This window comes from Pseudomonas aestiva (assembly GCF_039908605.1).
In the GTDB taxonomy this organism is placed as follows: domain Bacteria; phylum Pseudomonadota; class Gammaproteobacteria; order Pseudomonadales; family Pseudomonadaceae; genus Chryseomonas; species Chryseomonas aestiva.
In genome coordinates this window covers 3,455,113-3,470,346 of record NZ_CP150916.1, presented here as the reverse complement: position 1 = coordinate 3,470,346, position 15,234 = coordinate 3,455,113, and the positions used below count along the sequence as shown (strand labels likewise).

General features: G+C 66.7%; 14 protein-coding genes. 6 read left to right on the top strand and 8 right to left on the bottom strand.

All coding sequences use genetic code 11. The features are described from left to right. Positions 1–35 precede the first annotated feature (35 nt). The 5 genes from AABM56_RS16110 to AABM56_RS16090 all read right to left on the bottom strand — a co-directional run bounded on the left by AABM56_RS16110 (position 36) and on the right by AABM56_RS16090 (position 5,652). Positions 36–365, bottom strand: coding sequence for a hypothetical protein (locus AABM56_RS16110; RefSeq protein WP_133862738.1), 330 nt, complete (start codon positions 363–365; stop codon positions 36–38). A gap of 26 nt (positions 366–391) precedes the next feature. Beyond that, positions 392–1,987, bottom strand: coding sequence for an isocitrate lyase (locus AABM56_RS16105; RefSeq protein ID WP_133862739.1), 1,596 nt, complete (start codon positions 1,985–1,987; stop codon positions 392–394). Between the two features lie 595 nt (positions 1,988–2,582). Beyond that, the gene (locus AABM56_RS16100; protein WP_133862740.1) at positions 2,583–4,616 is read right to left on the bottom strand and encodes a methyl-accepting chemotaxis protein; all 2,034 of its coding nucleotides are present in this window, start codon (positions 4,614–4,616) and stop codon (positions 2,583–2,585) included. Positions 4,617–4,820: 204 nt separating this feature from the next. Further along, positions 4,821–5,276 (bottom strand): GFA family protein, encoded by a 456-nt coding sequence (locus AABM56_RS16095; protein WP_347883497.1) that lies wholly within the window; start codon positions 5,274–5,276, stop codon positions 4,821–4,823. 94 nt (positions 5,277–5,370) lie between these two features. Next, a complete protein-coding gene (locus AABM56_RS16090) occupies positions 5,371–5,652 on the bottom strand; it encodes a peptidylprolyl isomerase (protein WP_133862742.1) in 282 nt (93 codons plus the stop codon). Between the two features lie 153 nt (positions 5,653–5,805). On the opposite strand from AABM56_RS16090, the gene AABM56_RS16085 reads away from it, so the two are divergent. Continuing rightward, a complete protein-coding gene (locus AABM56_RS16085) occupies positions 5,806–6,654 on the top strand; it encodes a CAP domain-containing protein (RefSeq protein WP_133862743.1) in 849 nt (282 codons plus the stop codon). A 157-nt stretch (positions 6,655–6,811) separates the two neighbouring features. Here AABM56_RS16085 and AABM56_RS16080 read toward each other — a convergent pair whose 3' ends face one another. Both AABM56_RS16080 and AABM56_RS16075 read right to left on the bottom strand, forming a co-directional pair. After that, a complete protein-coding gene (locus tag AABM56_RS16080) occupies positions 6,812–7,192 on the bottom strand; it encodes a VOC family protein (RefSeq protein ID WP_178083934.1) in 381 nt (126 codons plus the stop codon). 61 nt (positions 7,193–7,253) lie between these two features. Then, positions 7,254–7,589 carry a DUF305 domain-containing protein gene (locus tag AABM56_RS16075; protein WP_133862745.1) on the bottom strand — a complete coding sequence of 112 codons (336 nt, stop codon included), beginning with the start codon at positions 7,587–7,589 and terminating at the stop codon, positions 7,254–7,256. A gap of 416 nt (positions 7,590–8,005) precedes the next feature. Here AABM56_RS16075 and AABM56_RS16070 point away from each other — a divergent pair, with 416 nt between their 5' ends. Then, positions 8,006–9,196, top strand: a complete 1,191-nt coding sequence (locus tag AABM56_RS16070) for a sugar transporter (protein WP_133862746.1) — start codon at positions 8,006–8,008, stop codon at positions 9,194–9,196. 158 nt (positions 9,197–9,354) lie between these two features. After that, positions 9,355–9,822, top strand: a complete 468-nt coding sequence (locus AABM56_RS16065) for a DUF4442 domain-containing protein (protein WP_133862747.1) — start codon at positions 9,355–9,357, stop codon at positions 9,820–9,822. 269 nt (positions 9,823–10,091) lie between these two features. On the opposite strand, the gene AABM56_RS16060 is transcribed toward AABM56_RS16065, so the two are convergent. Continuing rightward, entirely contained in the window at positions 10,092–12,491 is a 2,400-nt protein-coding gene (locus AABM56_RS16060; protein WP_347883496.1) for a DEAD/DEAH box helicase, read from the bottom strand. A 180-nt stretch (positions 12,492–12,671) separates the two neighbouring features. Between AABM56_RS16060 and AABM56_RS16055 the strand changes: the two genes are divergently transcribed. From AABM56_RS16055 to AABM56_RS16045, 3 genes are all read left to right on the top strand, one after another. Next, positions 12,672–14,033, top strand: a complete 1,362-nt coding sequence (locus tag AABM56_RS16055) for a cation:proton antiporter (protein WP_347883495.1) — start codon at positions 12,672–12,674, stop codon at positions 14,031–14,033. A gap of 29 nt (positions 14,034–14,062) precedes the next feature. Continuing rightward, complete coding sequence (locus AABM56_RS16050) at positions 14,063–14,689, top strand: hemolysin III family protein (protein WP_133863286.1); 627 nt, start codon at positions 14,063–14,065, stop codon at positions 14,687–14,689. 144 nt (positions 14,690–14,833) lie between these two features. Next, complete coding sequence (locus tag AABM56_RS16045; RefSeq protein WP_133863285.1) at positions 14,834–15,232, top strand: septal ring lytic transglycosylase RlpA family protein; 399 nt, start codon at positions 14,834–14,836, stop codon at positions 15,230–15,232. Positions 15,233–15,234: the final 2 nt, after the last annotated feature.

The window sequence follows — 15,234 nt, the reverse complement described above, 5'->3', positions numbered from 1 at the left end:
GGGTGGTCAACTACCCGGCGCGCCCTTTTTCATGGCTAGCAGTAGCGATCCACATAGGCCGGCTGCTGCTGCCGACCGGCCAGGCGCCAGTGCTCCTGCAGGGCGGCGTGGACGCTCCTGATGAAGTTGTCGTCCGCCGCGGCCGACTTGCCGACGTAGCCGCCGCCCTTGTTGTAGGTCTTGAAGCGGATGCGCAGGCTGGGATGGCGCTCCTCGAACTGCTCGGGCGTCTCGCCGCCGGGCAGGCGGTCGACATGCACCGCGCCGCTCTCGCAGACCCAGAGGATGTGGTTGTGGTTCTTGTCCTTGAGCCGGCCGAACAGTTGCTTGAGATCGTCCAGGCCGGGGTTGTCGTTCAGGTTCATGAGCGTGTCCTCCGCAGTGGCCGTGATCAATGGAACTGGTTCATGGTGTTGTCCTTGCCCGCCGCCTTAAGCGCGGCCTCCCCGGCAAAGTATTCCTTGTGGTCGTCGCCCATGTCCGAGCCGGCCATGTTCTGGTGCTTGACGCAGGCGATGCCCTGGCGGATCTCCTGGCGCTGTACGCCCTTGACGTAGGCCAGCATGCCTTCCTCGGCGAAGTAGCCCTTGGCCAGGTTGTCGGTGGACAGGGCCGCGGTGTGGTAGGTGGGCAGGGTGATCAGGTGGTGGAAGATGCCCGCTTCCCGCGCTGCATCGCGCTGGAAGCTCTGGATCCGCGCATCGGCCAGACGCCCCAGTTCGGTGTCATCGTAGTCCACGCTCATCAGCTTGGCGCGGTCGTAGGCGGACACGTCCTTGCCTTCGGCCTGCAGGGCGTCGAACACCTGCTGACGGAAACTCAGGGTCCAGTTGAAGGAGGGGCTGTTGTTGTAGACCAGCTTGGCGTTGGGCACGACTTCGCGGATGCGGTCGACCATGGCCTTGATCTGGCCGACGTGGGGCTTCTCGGTCTCGATCCACAGCAGGTCGGCGCCGTTCTGCAGCGAGGTGATGCAGTCCAGCACCACCCGGTCCACGCCGCTGCCGGCACGGAACTGGAACAGGCCGCTGGCCAGACGCTTGGGCCGCAGCAGCTTGCCGCCGCGGCTGATCAGGACGTCGCCGTTGCCCAGCTGGCTGGCATCCACCTCATCGCAGTCGAGGAAGCCGTTGTACTGGTCGCCCAGGTCGCCCGGCTGCTTGCTCACGGCGATCTGCTTGGTCAGGCCGGCGCCCAGGGAATCGGTACGGGCGACGATGACGCCCTCGTCCACGCCCAGCTCCAGAAAGGCGTAGCGCACCGCATTGATCTTGGCCAGGAAGTCCTCGTGGGGCACCGTGACCTTGCCGTCCTGGTGGCCGCACTGCTTCTCGTCGGAGACCTGGTTTTCCAGCTGGATGCAGCAGGCGCCGGCTTCGATCATCTTCTTGGCCAGCAGGTAGGTGGCCTCGGCGTTGCCAAAGCCGGCGTCGATGTCGGCGATGATCGGCACCACGTGGGTCTCGTAGTTGTCGATCTTCGCCTGGATGGCGGCGGCCTTGGCGTTCTCGTCGGCGGCGCGGGCGGCGTCCAGGTCGCGGAACAGCATGGCCAGCTCGCGGGCGTCGGCCTGGCGCAGGAAGGTGTAGAGCTCTTCGATCAGCGCCGGCACGCTGGTCTTCTCGTGCATGGATTGATCCGGCAGCGGGCCGAATTCCGAACGCAGCGCGGCGATCATCCAGCCCGACAGATAGAGGTAGCGGCCTTTCGTGCTGCCCAGGTGCTTCTTGATGGCGATCAGCTTCTGCTGCCCGATGAAACCGTGCCAGCAGCCCAGCGACTGGGTGTAGGCGCTGCTGTCGGCGTCGTAGGCGGCCATGTCCTGGCGCATGATGGCCGCGCAGTGGCGGGCGATGTCGAGACCGGTCTTGAAGCGATTCTGCAGGCGCATCCGGGCGGCGTATTCCGGATTGATGGCGCTCCAGTGATTGCCGGTGCTGTTCTTGAGGGCGGCGATGGCCTGAACGTCGTTCTCGTAAGCGGACATGAGTCGATCCTTCTCGATGAGGTTGGCTTGGGTACCAGTCTTTTCCCAACGTCCGGCAGCGGGATGGCGGTTGCCATCCGGATGCCGGTCGCGAAGGCGAAAGGTCAGCCCAGCTGTCGAGTCATGTCGCCGTACGTACCTGCATGGATCCGGACGTCACCTCTGGCGACGCTGCCTCGAGCAGCGCGGCATTTCAGTCGTCTTCTCTTGTAGTGCCTCTTGAGCATCACTACGCAAGACGGCCCGAGGGTCACCCGGAGCCCAGGCGCGACCCGCATGGATAGGGGGTTCGCGTCCGGTGCAGCTAGAGATTTGCAGGAGATCAGGCCGTCGTCAATCGAGTTTTGTAGTGCTTTCGTATAGTCACTACAAAAGTCGTAGACGCGACTGGGAGCGGGTTTGGGGCGTCTATTGCTGACCCATGGGTCGCTGATGAAGGCAAAACGGGGTCGCAAGCCACGGCGCTGGCCGTGACCCTGCGGTCACTCGGAAGGTGATCCGACGCCCACCGGTATCTGCCCCTGGTGAGGGGCAGCTACGGGGGCGGCGGGTGCGACTTGCCGGTCAGTGCCGACGAACGGTAAGTCCTTGCGGCCTAGGACGACGTGGCGGCGGTAAGGCCGGTGAGGGTATCGGCGATGTCCTTGGTGCGGTGAGAGGTCTGGGCGGTGAGCCGACCGGATTCGCGCAGGACGGCGAGCAGCTCCTGCAGCGAGCCCACGTCCTCGGCCTGGCCGGCGATATGGGCGCCGACCTCGCTGATGGCGCGGGACAGCTGGTCGATGTCGGCGCCGATCTCGGCGGCGTTCTTGTGAGTGATGGCCGCCAGGTTGCGCACCTCGTCGGCTACCACTGCGAAGCCGCGGCCACTCTCGCCGGCGCGCGCCGCCTCGATGGCCGCGTTGAGCGCCAGCAGGTTGGTCTGGCCGGCGATCTGCTGGATCACCTGGACGATGGACTGGATGCGCAGACTCGACTGGCTCAGTTCGTTGGCGCTGCGCACCACGTCCTCGGCCTGTTCGGTGAGGTGCTGCACGGTGCTGTCGGCCTGGCGGGTGACCTCGCCCTGCTGCAGGATGTTGCCCGCCAGATCGTCCATGCTGCTGTGCAGCTCGCCGGAGTAGTGTCGCAGCTGTTCGCCGATCTCCTGGCGACTCTGGTGGGCCTGGCGCAGGACCTGACCCAGATCGGCGAGGCCGCCGAACACCGCCTGGATGGAGTCGTCGAGGCCCTGGGCATCCACCACGCCGGTGAAGTTCTGCCGCTTGAATTCGTTGATCTGATTGACCACCACCTGGCTCAGGCCGGCCAGCTTCTTGATCTGTCGACGCAGGAAGAAGGCCTTGAACTCGCCATAGTGGGCGGCGAAGTTGTCGACGTAGTCGTCGCGGAAGGGCGCGCCTTCGGGGGTGCGGAAAAAGAACACCGCGGTGAGCGTCTGGTTGAGATTCAGGCCAAGGATCTCGCCAAAGGTGGAGAAGCCCACCACCGGCGTCTGGCCGAACACCTCGCCCATGCGCGGCAGCTCGGCGCCATTGTTGGCGCGGCGCAGGATGCAGTCGTTGAGCACGCCCACCAGCGGGGTGCCGCTCTTGCCCTGCAGGAAGCGCGCGAAGTCCTGGCGGGTGGTGTCCACCAGCGAGGTGCGCTTGACCATCACCAGCTCCTCACCGGGCGCCACGTCGCAGAACAGGTGGATGCGCTCGCGCGCGTAGTCGATGCGGGCGATGGAGCGGACGAACAGCTCCTCGCCCACGCGGATCGCGAAGGAATAATCCGCCAGGCGCTGCTCCAGCTGTTCGGCGCGGCAGCTCAGGGCCTCGCAGAGGGCCGCCACCATGCTCTTGATCTGGCCGCGGCTGTCGACCACCTGGCTGATGTAGCGCTCTTCCAGGGAGGCGGTGAGGACACTGAGGCTGAGCGGCGTGGCGCTGAAATTCTGGCTCTTGAACACCCCGAAGCGGGTGTTCCTGGCCATCTTCAGAAAGACCAGCTGGGCATGGTTTTCATAGGCCTGGCGGCCATCGTGCAGCAGCGTCTGACGGAAGTCGCCTTTGCCGCCGGCGGAGCCGCCGACGAACAGGCAGGGGAAGCGGCCGGACTCGTACAGTGCCTCCATGAAGAAGGATTCCGAGGCGGACAGGCCGTCGAACAGCACGAAGGCCAGGGTATCGCGGTGATCGATGGGCGTGCGCACCTGCAGGCGCTTGAGCGACTCGGTCAGGCGGGCAAGGCGTTCCTTCATGCTGCGCCGCGGTCCGCCGCGGCGGATGTCTTCGCTGTCCAGCGGGACGTGCACCACCTCGGCCGAGGCGATGACCGAGGCGTCGAAGAATTGCAGCACCAGCCGGTCCCAGGCGCCGTCGGCGGCGCAATACAGGCGCTGCTCGCTGCCACAGAGTTCGCCGGAGGTGGTGCACAGGCTGATGGACGCCGCGGGGAAGCGTCCGGCCAGTTGCCGGGCGATGGCGTCCAGGTCCAGGTGCGGCGAGACGAAGCCGGCGATGTAGGTGGGCTTGAGGGCGACGCCGCCGAGGCGGTCGCCCAATTCGCGAGCGGAGCAGGTCAGGCTGAACACGCCGCTACCGCCCTGGCGGGCACGCGCGCCGAAGCGTTGCAGAAACCCCATGATTGTTCCTCTTGTCTGGCAGGCTGGGAAAGGGAGCTCACCCAGGCATCGGCGCGTTTGGCGGCGGCTTGATAGGGGTGTGCGTCCAGGCCGCAGGCACGCGGGCAGGGTGGCTCAGGGGTGGGGAAGGGAAGGGGGCTCTGGCACGAGCCTTGGCGCGCTAAGCGCCGTGCCCGGAGGCGCCCGGGGTCAGGCGACCAGCGGTCATGGCTGACGCCCGGGGGCGAACCCGGGCCGCGAGTCCCGGCTGTCGTGCTCGGCCAAGGCTTCGGCCCCGGTCAGCTGGCGGCGCGAGTGCGTGAAGCAGTACCAGGCCGGCTGTTCCTCGATGAAGATCTCGCTGTCCAGCAACCAGTCCGCGCCTTCGAGCAGGCCGACCGGAATGGCGTAGTGCGGCTCGGCCTTGAGGCGGTAGAACAGGTGGGTGCCGCAGTGGCGACAGAAGCCGCGCTCGGCCCAGGCGGACGAGGCATGGACGGTCAGGGCGTCGCCGCCACCGATCACCGGCGGCTGGGCGCATTCCACCGCCAGCAGCGGGCCACCGCCCCAGCGGCGACAGGTCCGGCAATGGCAGGCCGAAACGGCGAGGGTGTCGAGGCGACAATCCAGCTGAACAGCACCGCACAGGCACTGGCCGTGACGTTCGAGGGGCAGGGGCATGGCGCTATCCTCGGGAGGCAGTAAGTCTGCAGGATAGTCGTTTGGAGGCAGGGCGGGGAGGGTGCTCCCGCCTTCAGCGGGAGCACCGGCGCGATCAATCCTCGCGGCTGGTGACTTCCACCAGGTGATAGCCGAACTGGGTCTTTACCGGACCCTGGACCTGGTGCAGCGGCGCGCTGAACACCACGGTGTCGAATTCCTTGACCATCTGGCCCGGGCGGAAGGTGCCCAGGTCGCCGCCCTGGCGGCTGGAGGGGCAGCTGGAATTGTCCTTGGCCACCTGGGCGAAGTCGGCGCCCCCTTCGATGGCGGCTTTGAGTTCGTTGCACTTGGCTTCGTCGGAAACCAGGATGTGGCGGGCAGAGGCTTTGGCCATGGGAGAGACTCCTGTTGAATGAGCCGGCGAGCCTACCCCAATCACCCCTGCAAGCAAACTGCCATCCGTTCCTCGGTTGGCCAGGCGGCTGGCTTGCGCCTCGGGTTCAGGCCGGGTACATAGCGCTTCCCTGTTTTCCGGATCCGCTCGCGCATGCCTCGTCTATCTGTCTTTTCCCTGTTGCTGACTACCGGCCTGCTGGCCCAGGCCGCCCTGGCCGCGACGCCCGAGGAGGCGCGGCTGGTCAGCCTGATCAACGCCTATCGCGCCGCGCCCCAGGGCTGCCCCGGAACCCGCGCCGCGACGCCCCTCGCCGCCGACGGTCGCCTGGCGGCGGTGCGTCTGACCGGTCGTGATCGGCTGCAGAGCGATCTGCGCGCCGCGGGTTATCAGGCGTCGGCGGTGCAGGTGATCATGCTGGCAGGCGCGCCGACCGCCCAGGCGGCCATGACCGGGCTGCGCCAGCAGTATTGCCGACCGCTGGCCAGCAGTGACTATGCGCAGATCGGGGTAAGCCAGCAGGGACCGCGCTGGCAACTGGTGCTGGCGCGGCCGGTGGTGAGCGCAGGCCTGGGCGACTGGCAGACCGCCGGCAAGGCGGTGCTGGCCGAGGTCAATCGCGCCCGGGCCCAGGCGCGCACCTGCGGCACCCGCCGCTTCGCCGCCACCACGCCGTTGCGCTGGAATCCGGCGCTGGCCAATGCCGCCCTGGCCCACAGCCAGGACATGGCCGGGCGCGACTACTTCTCCCACACCGCCCCCGGTGGCGGCACCGTGGCCGAGCGGGTAGCCAGGCAGGGTTACGGCTGGACCCGCATCGGCGAGAACATCGCCGCTGGCGCCGGTTCGGTCACCCAGGCGATGCAGGGCTGGCTGGCGAGTCCGGGCCACTGCGCCAATCTGATGAATCCGGAATTCACCGAAATGGGCGCGGCCTATGCCCTGAATCCGCGCAGCACCCACAGCCTCTACTGGACCCAGGTGTTTGGCCGGCCGCGCTAGGCGCTGTACGAAAAGTGCCTGCACTCGGTGATGCGTCGTTGAAAAAGCCTTCGGAATGCTCGTTTACCATTCGTAAACTCGGTCGCGAGCCCGGTCCGCTTCCTCAGGCTTCTTTTCGCCTCGCCTGACCTTCGCTCGGCGACCTTTCGCGCAGCGCCTAGGTCGGGTATTCGGCGATCTCGATCAGGTTGAGGTCGGGATCGCGTACATAGACCGAGCGAATCGGTCCGGTGGCGCCGGTGCGCGCCACCGGACCCTCGATAATCGGCCAGCCTTCGTGCTGCAGATGGGCGATCACCCGCTCCAGCGGCTCACGGGCGATGAAGCAGAGGTCGAGGGCGCCCGGCACCGGCAGGTGGGCCTTGGGTTCGAATTCGTGCCCCCGCTCGTGCAGATTGATCTTCTGGTTGCCATAGCGCAGCGCCTTGCGCCCCGCGCCGAATGTCTCCAGGCGCATGCCCAGCACCCGGGTGTAGAAGTCCTCGCAGGCGGCGAGGTCCGTGGTGGTCAGGACCAGATGATCCAGATGGTCGATCAGCATGGCGGTCTCCGCGTCGGGACTGGCAGCTCACTGTGCCAGTCCCGGACGCGGCGCACCATCACTTGGCGTGGGCCTTGATCCAGCGGTTGAGCTGGTCGATTTCCTTCTGCTGGGCCTGGATGATGTCTTCGGCCAGCTTGCGCATCTCCGGGTCCTTGCCGTGCTGGAGCTGGTAGCGAGCCATGTCGACGGCGCCCTCGTGGTGGGCCAGCATGCCCTTGGCGAAGGCCAGGTCCGGGTCCTTGGCCTTGAGGCCTTCTTCCATGCCCTGGTGCATGGTCTCCATGCTCTTCTGCATGTCCTGGTGGGCCGGGTGCTGGGTCTCGGCGGCCTGGGCGACGCCGCCCGCCAGCAAGGTGAGGGCGAGCAGGGTGGAGGTAAGGGTAATACGCATGTTCAGAGCTCCTGACTGGGCTGATGACGCGAGGCTAGAGCTTGCCCCTGGGGCAAGGTCAATGACCCGCTGCCTTTCGCCAACAGCTTGAGCCGGGCAAAAGGTTTCGCGATGTTTTGTCGCAGCGACGGGCAGCTGCCAGGCCGGTTACCAGGCGAAAAAGCGCCGCCGATCAGGCAGTTGGGTACTCTGGACCGCCAATTGCGGCAGCCGGGCGCAACTGCGGGTGGTTGTGAGGGTCCGAATCGACAGCGTAGAATTTTTACCACATCCAATTCCAATCCCTACCTACAGCAGACTTCTCGCTCGCGAACAGGCGTCGCAGGCGGGCCAAGCCTTTGCTCGTGGGTTTTCGTCGTCGGCTTTCCGCCTGGAAGTCGCTGTCCACCCTTTCGCTCTGGAGTAGAAGACCCCCCATGGATGCTACCGCCGAAGCCCGGAAATCCAGCTGGTCCGGTGTCATCGCCCTGGCCCTGGCCGCCTTCATCTTCAACACCACGGAATTCGTCCCGGTGGCGCTGCTCAGCGACATCGGCCGCAGTTTCGACATGCGTCCCTCGCAGGTCGGGTTGATGCTGACCATCTATGCCTGGGTGGTCGCCCTGATGTCGCTGCCGATGATGCTCGCCACCCGCTCCATCGAGCGGCGCCGCCTGCTGATGTTCGTCTTCGTCGTTTTCATCGCCTGCCACGGCCTCTCCGGGGTGGCCTGGAGCTTCGAGGTGCTGGTGGCCAGCCGCATCGGCATCGCCTTTGCCCATGCGGTGTTCTGGTCGATCACCGCCTCGCTGGCGGTGCGCATCGCCCCGGCCGGCAAGCAGACCCAGGCGCTCGGCCTGCTGGCCACCGGCACCTGCCTGGCCATGGTGCTGGGCATTCCACTGGGTCGGGTACTGGGCGAGTTGCTGGGCTGGCGCTACACCTTCGTCGCCATCGCGGCGTTGGCGGTGGGTACGGTCCTGTGGCTGGCGCGCAACCTGCCGCTGCTGCCCAGCGAGAACTCCGGTTCCCTGGCCAGCCTGCCGGTGCTGTTCAAGCGCCCGGCGCTGCTGTGCATCTACCTGCTCACCACCCTGGTGGTGACCGCCCACTTCACCGGCTACAGCTACATCGAGCCCTTCGCCGTGGAAGTGGCGGGCATGGGCGGCATGCAGATCACCGCCTTGCTGCTGCTGTTCGGCGGTTCCGGCGTCATAGGTTCGCTGCTGTTCAGCCGCTACAGCCTGAGATTCCCCAATGGCTTCCTGGTCGCGGCCATCGCCGGCATCGCCCTGTCGCTGCTGTTGCTGCTGCCCTTCGCCTGGAAGAGCTTCATGCTGGAAGGGCTGAGCGTGGTCTGGGGCATCGCCATCATGAGTTTCGGCCTGGCGCTGCAATCCAAGGTGCTGGCGCTGGCCAAGGACGCCACCGACGTCGCCATGGCGCTGTTCTCCGGCATCTACAACGTCGGCATCGGCGGCGGCGCCCTGCTCGGCAGCGTGGTGGGGACCCATGTCGGCATGCCCTACATCGGCCTGGTGGGTGGCAGCCTGGCGGTGGCCGGCCTGCTGTTCGCGATCTTCATGACGCGGCGCTACACCGAGCAGCTCAACGCCAATCCGCTGTAAGGCCCGCGGGCGCCTCCTCGACGAGGCGCCCCGGCCACGCGACCCGGGGGTCGCAGAACTGTCTGCCGGGCCGCGTCCGCCAGTCGTGGAGCAGCCCGAGACGAAGCGCTAAGCTGCGGACACCTGGCGCTCCGGCCAGGCTGCCGGATGCGCTCGCCATGAATCGACTGCTGTTCAATCTCTTCGTCTGGACCAAGGTGCCCATCGCCAAGATCGCCGGCCTGCGCCTGCGGCACCTGGACGATGCCGGCTGCCAGATGCAGGTCACCCATGGCTGGCTGAATCAGAATCCCTTCAAGAGCATGTTCTGGGCGGTGGAGGGCATGGCGGCGGAATTTTCCACCGGCATCCTCGCCGACCGGCACATTCGCCGTTCCGGCAGCCGCTACGCCATGCTGGTGGTGGCCATGAGCGCGACCTTCAGCAAGAAGGCTGTGGGCACCCTGGTCTTTCGCTGCGACCAGGGCGCGGCCATCGCCGCAGCGCTGGTGCGCGCCCGGGAGACCGGCGAGCCGCAGCAGGTCGAGCTGCGAAGCGTAGGCACCGACGAAAGCGGTGAGCAGGTGTCGGAGTTCTTCTTTACCTGGAGCTTCAAGGCGCGGGTGCTGCTAGGGACGTCCCGGTAGGAGCGACTGTCTTTATCGCGGCCACGGCGGTCCGCCGATGCGGCTGCTCCTATAGGAATATCCGTTTCACGTAGGAGCGGCCCATGGCCGCGATCGGCAGCGTGATCCACGGGCAGGATGCTTCGAGGGGTGGATAAGGCTTCGCCGTTATCCACCCTACGCGGTTGATCGCGGCCATGGGCCGCTCCTACGGTTACCATGGTACCTGTGGCAGGCGGACCGCCATGGCCGCGATTGGTAGCGTGACCCCCGGTGGCTTTCCGCGCCGCCTAACGCCCGAAGCGCCCACTGCGCCGCTCGCCCCGTCCCTGGCGGCGCTCGCCCTTGCCTTTGCCCTGACCCTTTTCCTGGCCGCGTGGCCGCCGCCGGCGCGACAACTCCCGGGTGATGGCGTCGTTGAGCAGGTCGCGATGGTCCTGGCCGCGTTCCAGCGCCGGAAACAGCTCGGGCAGGCTGCGCGACAGGTGCAGATAGGTCTCCACCACGTGCAGGGCGCTTTCCAGCCCGGCGAGATCGGTGCCCATGGGGATGCGCGGCAGGTCCACCGGCTCGCCACGGGCGACGCTGCGCAGCCAGCGCTGGGCCTGGCCGCTGGCCGGGCCTTCCAGGCCGCCGCGGATCGGCGTGCAGGCGAAGATCCAGCGCAGCTGGAAATCGACGCCGGGCAGGTCGATCAGCTTGATCCACTCGGCCAGCTCGTCGGGCAGTACCGAGACGAAGGCGTCGCCATAGTTGATGTTGCGATTGAAGGTCAGCCAGGTGCGCAGCAGGCTGGGCTCTTCCATGAACTCGGACAGCGCGCGCAGGTGCTCCAGACTCGGCCGCACCTGGAACTGGTGCAGGTCCACCGGATCGTCCGGACTGTGGAACAGCCGCTTGATGTTGCGCAGCACATGGGGCTCCAGCGCGGTGATCTCGCCTTCGGCATGGTGACCGAAGCGCCCGGCGCGCCCGCCGATCTGCTTGACCTCCTGCACCCTCAGTGGACGATTCTCCACTCCGTCGAATTTCTCGTCGGTGTAGAAGCACAGGGTGTGGGCCGGCAGGTTGAGGCCCATGCCCACCGCATCGGTAGCGACCATGATCTCGGTTTCGCCTTCGCGGAAGCGGCGTGCCTGCTCCCGGCGCACTTCCGGCGAGAGGGCGCCGTAGACCACCGAGACCCGACGGCCGGCCATCTCCAGCAGGCCCTTGAGTTCCAGCACCACCCGCCGGCTGAAGGCCACCAGCAGCGAACCCGGTTCCAGGCGTTCCAGGGTGGTGGCGTGGCGCGCCACCGTGACCGGTGACAGGCGCCTGGTGGGCTTGATCTCCAGACGGTCCTCGCAGAGGGCGCTGAGGGTGCGCAGCGAGGGTTCGATCAGCGCCGGACCGGTCATCAGCAGGCGTTTGGTGTGGGCACTGACCAGGGCATCGACCCAGGCCCAGCCGCGCTGCGGATCGGCCAGCATCTGCACCTCGTCGACCACCACCACCTCCCACTGCTGGCGGCGGAAGCGGGCGAATTCCTCGACGGTGCAGCAGAAGTGGGTGGCGCCCGGACGGATGATCTCCTCCTCGCCGGTGACCAGCGAGCAGGGTACGCCGAGGGATTCCAGGCGCTCCTGATTTTCCAGGGCCATCAGCCGCAGCGGCGAGAGGTAGATGGCATGGGTCACCGCCGCCATGGCCTCGATGGATCTGTGGGTCTTGCCGCTGTTGGTGGGGCCGAGCAGGGCGGTCCAGGTGCGGGTCAGCCGTCGGGCCGGATAGTTCTGGTGGTACTGGCCGAAGCGCGGGTTGTTTTCCAGCAGCACGGCGAAGGCCATCTTCTCGCGCTGCTGGGCCACCGCATGGCGCAGGGCGCGGCGCAGCTTGTCGGCTTCCAGGCGCATCAGCTCCTGCAGACGCGGCGTGCCCAGCTGGTGCAGGTCGAAGTCCAGGGCATCGGCTTCGCCCACCAGCACGGCGAAACGCTCGCGCAGGTCCCTCTCGGCTTCGGCCCTGAGCGTGGCGACATCGGCAGCGCCGAGCAGGCGGCCCTGGTTGGCCGCCAGCCGCCGGGGGATCTCCAGGCGAATGTCGTCGTGGGTCAGGACCACGTTGAATCTCAGTTCGTGGCGCGTCTCGTTGAGCACCTCCACCGCCCGCGGCAGGAAGTCCTCCAGACGGATCAGCGCCTGGGGCACCCGCTCCAGCACCCGCTGGCGATCCTCGTCGGCCATCTCGGCGAAGGGCACCGCCAGGAGGCCCAGACGCTCGCGCACAGCGTCACCCAGGCGCTCGCCGACCGCGGCGGCGAAGGCTTCGGCGCAAGCGCTGTCAGCCAGATTGAGCGCCCAGTGGGGTTCGAGCAGTTCGCTTGCCGCGCCGCCGGTAAAGAGCTTTTCACTGCCGAAGACATCCACCGGATAGCCGAAGGTCTTGCCGGCATTGAGCAGCGCCTGGCCCAGCAGGCTGTCGGGATCGGGCGCGCTGCCTGCAGCCACCGCGGCGGCTTCGTCCAGACCCAGCCAGAAGGCCTTGGCGATCCGCCCCAGGTGCGGCAGGGGATAACCCGAATAGGGCTTGAACCAGAGTTCCTGGTGCTGTTGCCTGGCGACGAAGTCGGAATGGGTGCGGCCGGCCCAGTCGAGGAAGCGCTGCAGGCGTTCGAGGCGGCGTTGCTTGCGGAGGCGGTGATCGCTCATGCGAGGAGAGACTTTCCTTGGGGACTATAGGGCATGGGACCCCGGCGATGGGCACGGGGTCACGGCTGCACGCGCCATTCGGCAGATAGGGGGCACCGTGGCTGCGTTTGCGCAGTCTCCATCACAAGGGTGGCGTTCGCTACCCGCTCTCCTTCTTCTGTTCTGGATCACGCTACCCACATGACATTTCTCGTCTGGGTCGGGGTATTGGGATCGCTGTTGATGATCCTGGCCCTGACATCCGCCTATCTGCGCTGGCTGCCGGTCACCACCTCGGTGGTCTGTCTGGCCTTCGGCATGCTGATCAGTCCCATCGGCCTGGGCCTCGCCGAGGTCAATTTCCAGGAGTCGGCGACCTGGATCGGTCACCTCACCGAGGTGGCCGTGCTCTTTTCGCTGTTCGTCAGCGGCCTCAAGCTGCGCCTGTCCTTTCATCGCTCCTCCTGGCACGGCGCCTACCTGCTGGCCGGGCCGGTGATGATCCTCAGCATCGCCGGGGTCTGCCTAGTGGCCCATTATCTGCTCGGCCTGCCCTGGGGCGTGGCCCTGCTGGTCGGCGCTATCCTCGCGCCCACCGATCCGGTGCTGGCCGGGCTGGTGCAGGTCAACCATGCCCAGGATTTCGACCGGGTGCGCTTCGGTCTCTCCGGCGAGGCGGGCCTCAACGACGGCACCGCCTTTCCCTTCGTGCTGCTCGGCCTGCTGCTCCTGCAGCACGGCGAATTGCAGTGGGGCTGGACCCTGGAGTGGTTCCTCAAGAATGTGGTCTGGGGCGTGCCGGCGGGCCTGCTGCTGGGCTATTTCATGGGCAAGGGGGTCGGACGGCTGATGATCTTCCTGCGCACCCGGCATGGCGACAGCACCATCTCGCCCAATGACTTTCTTGCCCTGGCGCTGATCGCCCTGTCCTATGTGCTGGCCGACGAGATCGGCGCCTTCGGCTTTCTCTCGGTGTTCGCCGCCGGTCTGGGCCTGCGCCAGGCCGAGGTGCAGACCTCCGGCCACGCGGAAGTGCCTTCCGAGCACCTGGCGCAGCCGGTGATCGGTCATCTCACCGGCGCACCGGAGCGCGCCACTGTGGCCAGCGCGGAGGACATCGAAGAGCCGCGGATGGCGGCCGGGGTGATGATGGGTGACATGCTCGCCTTCGGCAGCCTGGTGGAGCGCTCCTTCGAGGTGCTGTTGGTGACCCTGCTCGGGGTGGTGCTGATCACTCACTGGGACAGCCGCGCGCTGCTGCTGGGCGCCTTGCTGTTCGTGGTGATCCGCCCGCTGGGCGTGGCCACCATGCTGCCCTTCACCCGCATCGATCGCCACCAGGGTGCGCTGATCGGCTGGTTCGGCATCCGTGGCATCGGTAGCCTGTATTATCTGTGCTACGCGCTCACGCATCATGTCACGGTCGACTGGGCCGGGACCATCGTCGACCTGACCCTGTCGGTGGTGGCCTTGAGCATCGCGGTCCACGGGATTTCCATCCAGCCGCTGCTCGACCGCTACGAGCGCCTCACTGCCCGTCGCGAGGGCTCGGCGAGACCCTGAGCCCGTTTGCGACCCATACCGGAGGACGCATGTATCACGGCGAACGTCTCAATGCCTGGACTCATCTGGTCGGTGCCCTGCTGGCCCTGGCCGGCGCCATCACCCTGGTGGTGCTGGCCAGCCTGCAGGGCGATCCCTGGCGCATCGTAAGCGTGGCCATCTACGGAGTCGCGCTGGTGATCCTCTACAGCGTCTCGACCCTCTACCACAGCGTGAAGGGGCGCGCGAAACGCCTGCTGCAGAAGCTCGATCACCTGTCGATCTATCTGCTGATCGCCGGCAGCTACACGCCGTTCTGCCTGGTGACCCTGCGCGGGCCCTGGGGCTGGACGCTGTTCGGCATCGTCTGGGGCCTGGCGCTGATCGGCATGGCGCAGGAGCTCAAGCCGCGCTCGGAGGCGCGCATCCTGTCGCTGGTGATATACGCCGTCATGGGCTGGATCGTGCTGGTGGCGGTGGGACCGCTGCTGGATCGCCTGGGCGGTGAAGGCTTCGCCTGGCTGGCGGCCGGCGGCGTGCTCTATACCGTGGGCATCCTGTTCTTCGTCTTCGACGATCGCTTCCGCCACTGGCATGGCATCTGGCATGGCTTCGTCATGGCCGGCAGCGCGCTGCACTTCGTCGCCATTCTCAGGTACGTGCTACCGGCGCCCTAGGGCGGTCTTGAGGCGCTCGTCACAGATAGGATGGCCGCTGGCCATCCCTGACGAACCTCCGGGGGACGCCCGGGTTCAGAGCTAGCTGAACCCGATCCCCGAGCGTTGCTTTCCCGAAAACGAAGAAAAAGAGGAAGGTGAAACGTGTTCATCCGTCCCAGACCCCTCGTATTGGTCCTGTTGCTCGCCTGCAGCGCCTGCCAGGAAAAGGATGCCAAGACCGTCGCCGCGCCAATCAAGAAGGAAGCCAGCTTCGAACAGCGCGGCAAGGCCTCCTTCTATGCGCGCAAATTCCATGGCAAGGAAACCGCCAGTGGCGAGACCTTCAACAACAACGAGCTGGTCGCCGCTCACAAGACCCTGCCGCTTGGCACCCGGGTCAAGGTGACCAACCTGGAAAACGATCGCGCCGTGGTGGTGCGCATCAACGACCGCGGCCCCTATATCCGCGGCCGCATCATCGATCTTTCGCGCGCCGCCGCCCGGCGGGTGGACATGGTCGACGACGGCACCACCGCGGTGAAGGTGGAAAAGCTGGAGTAGCG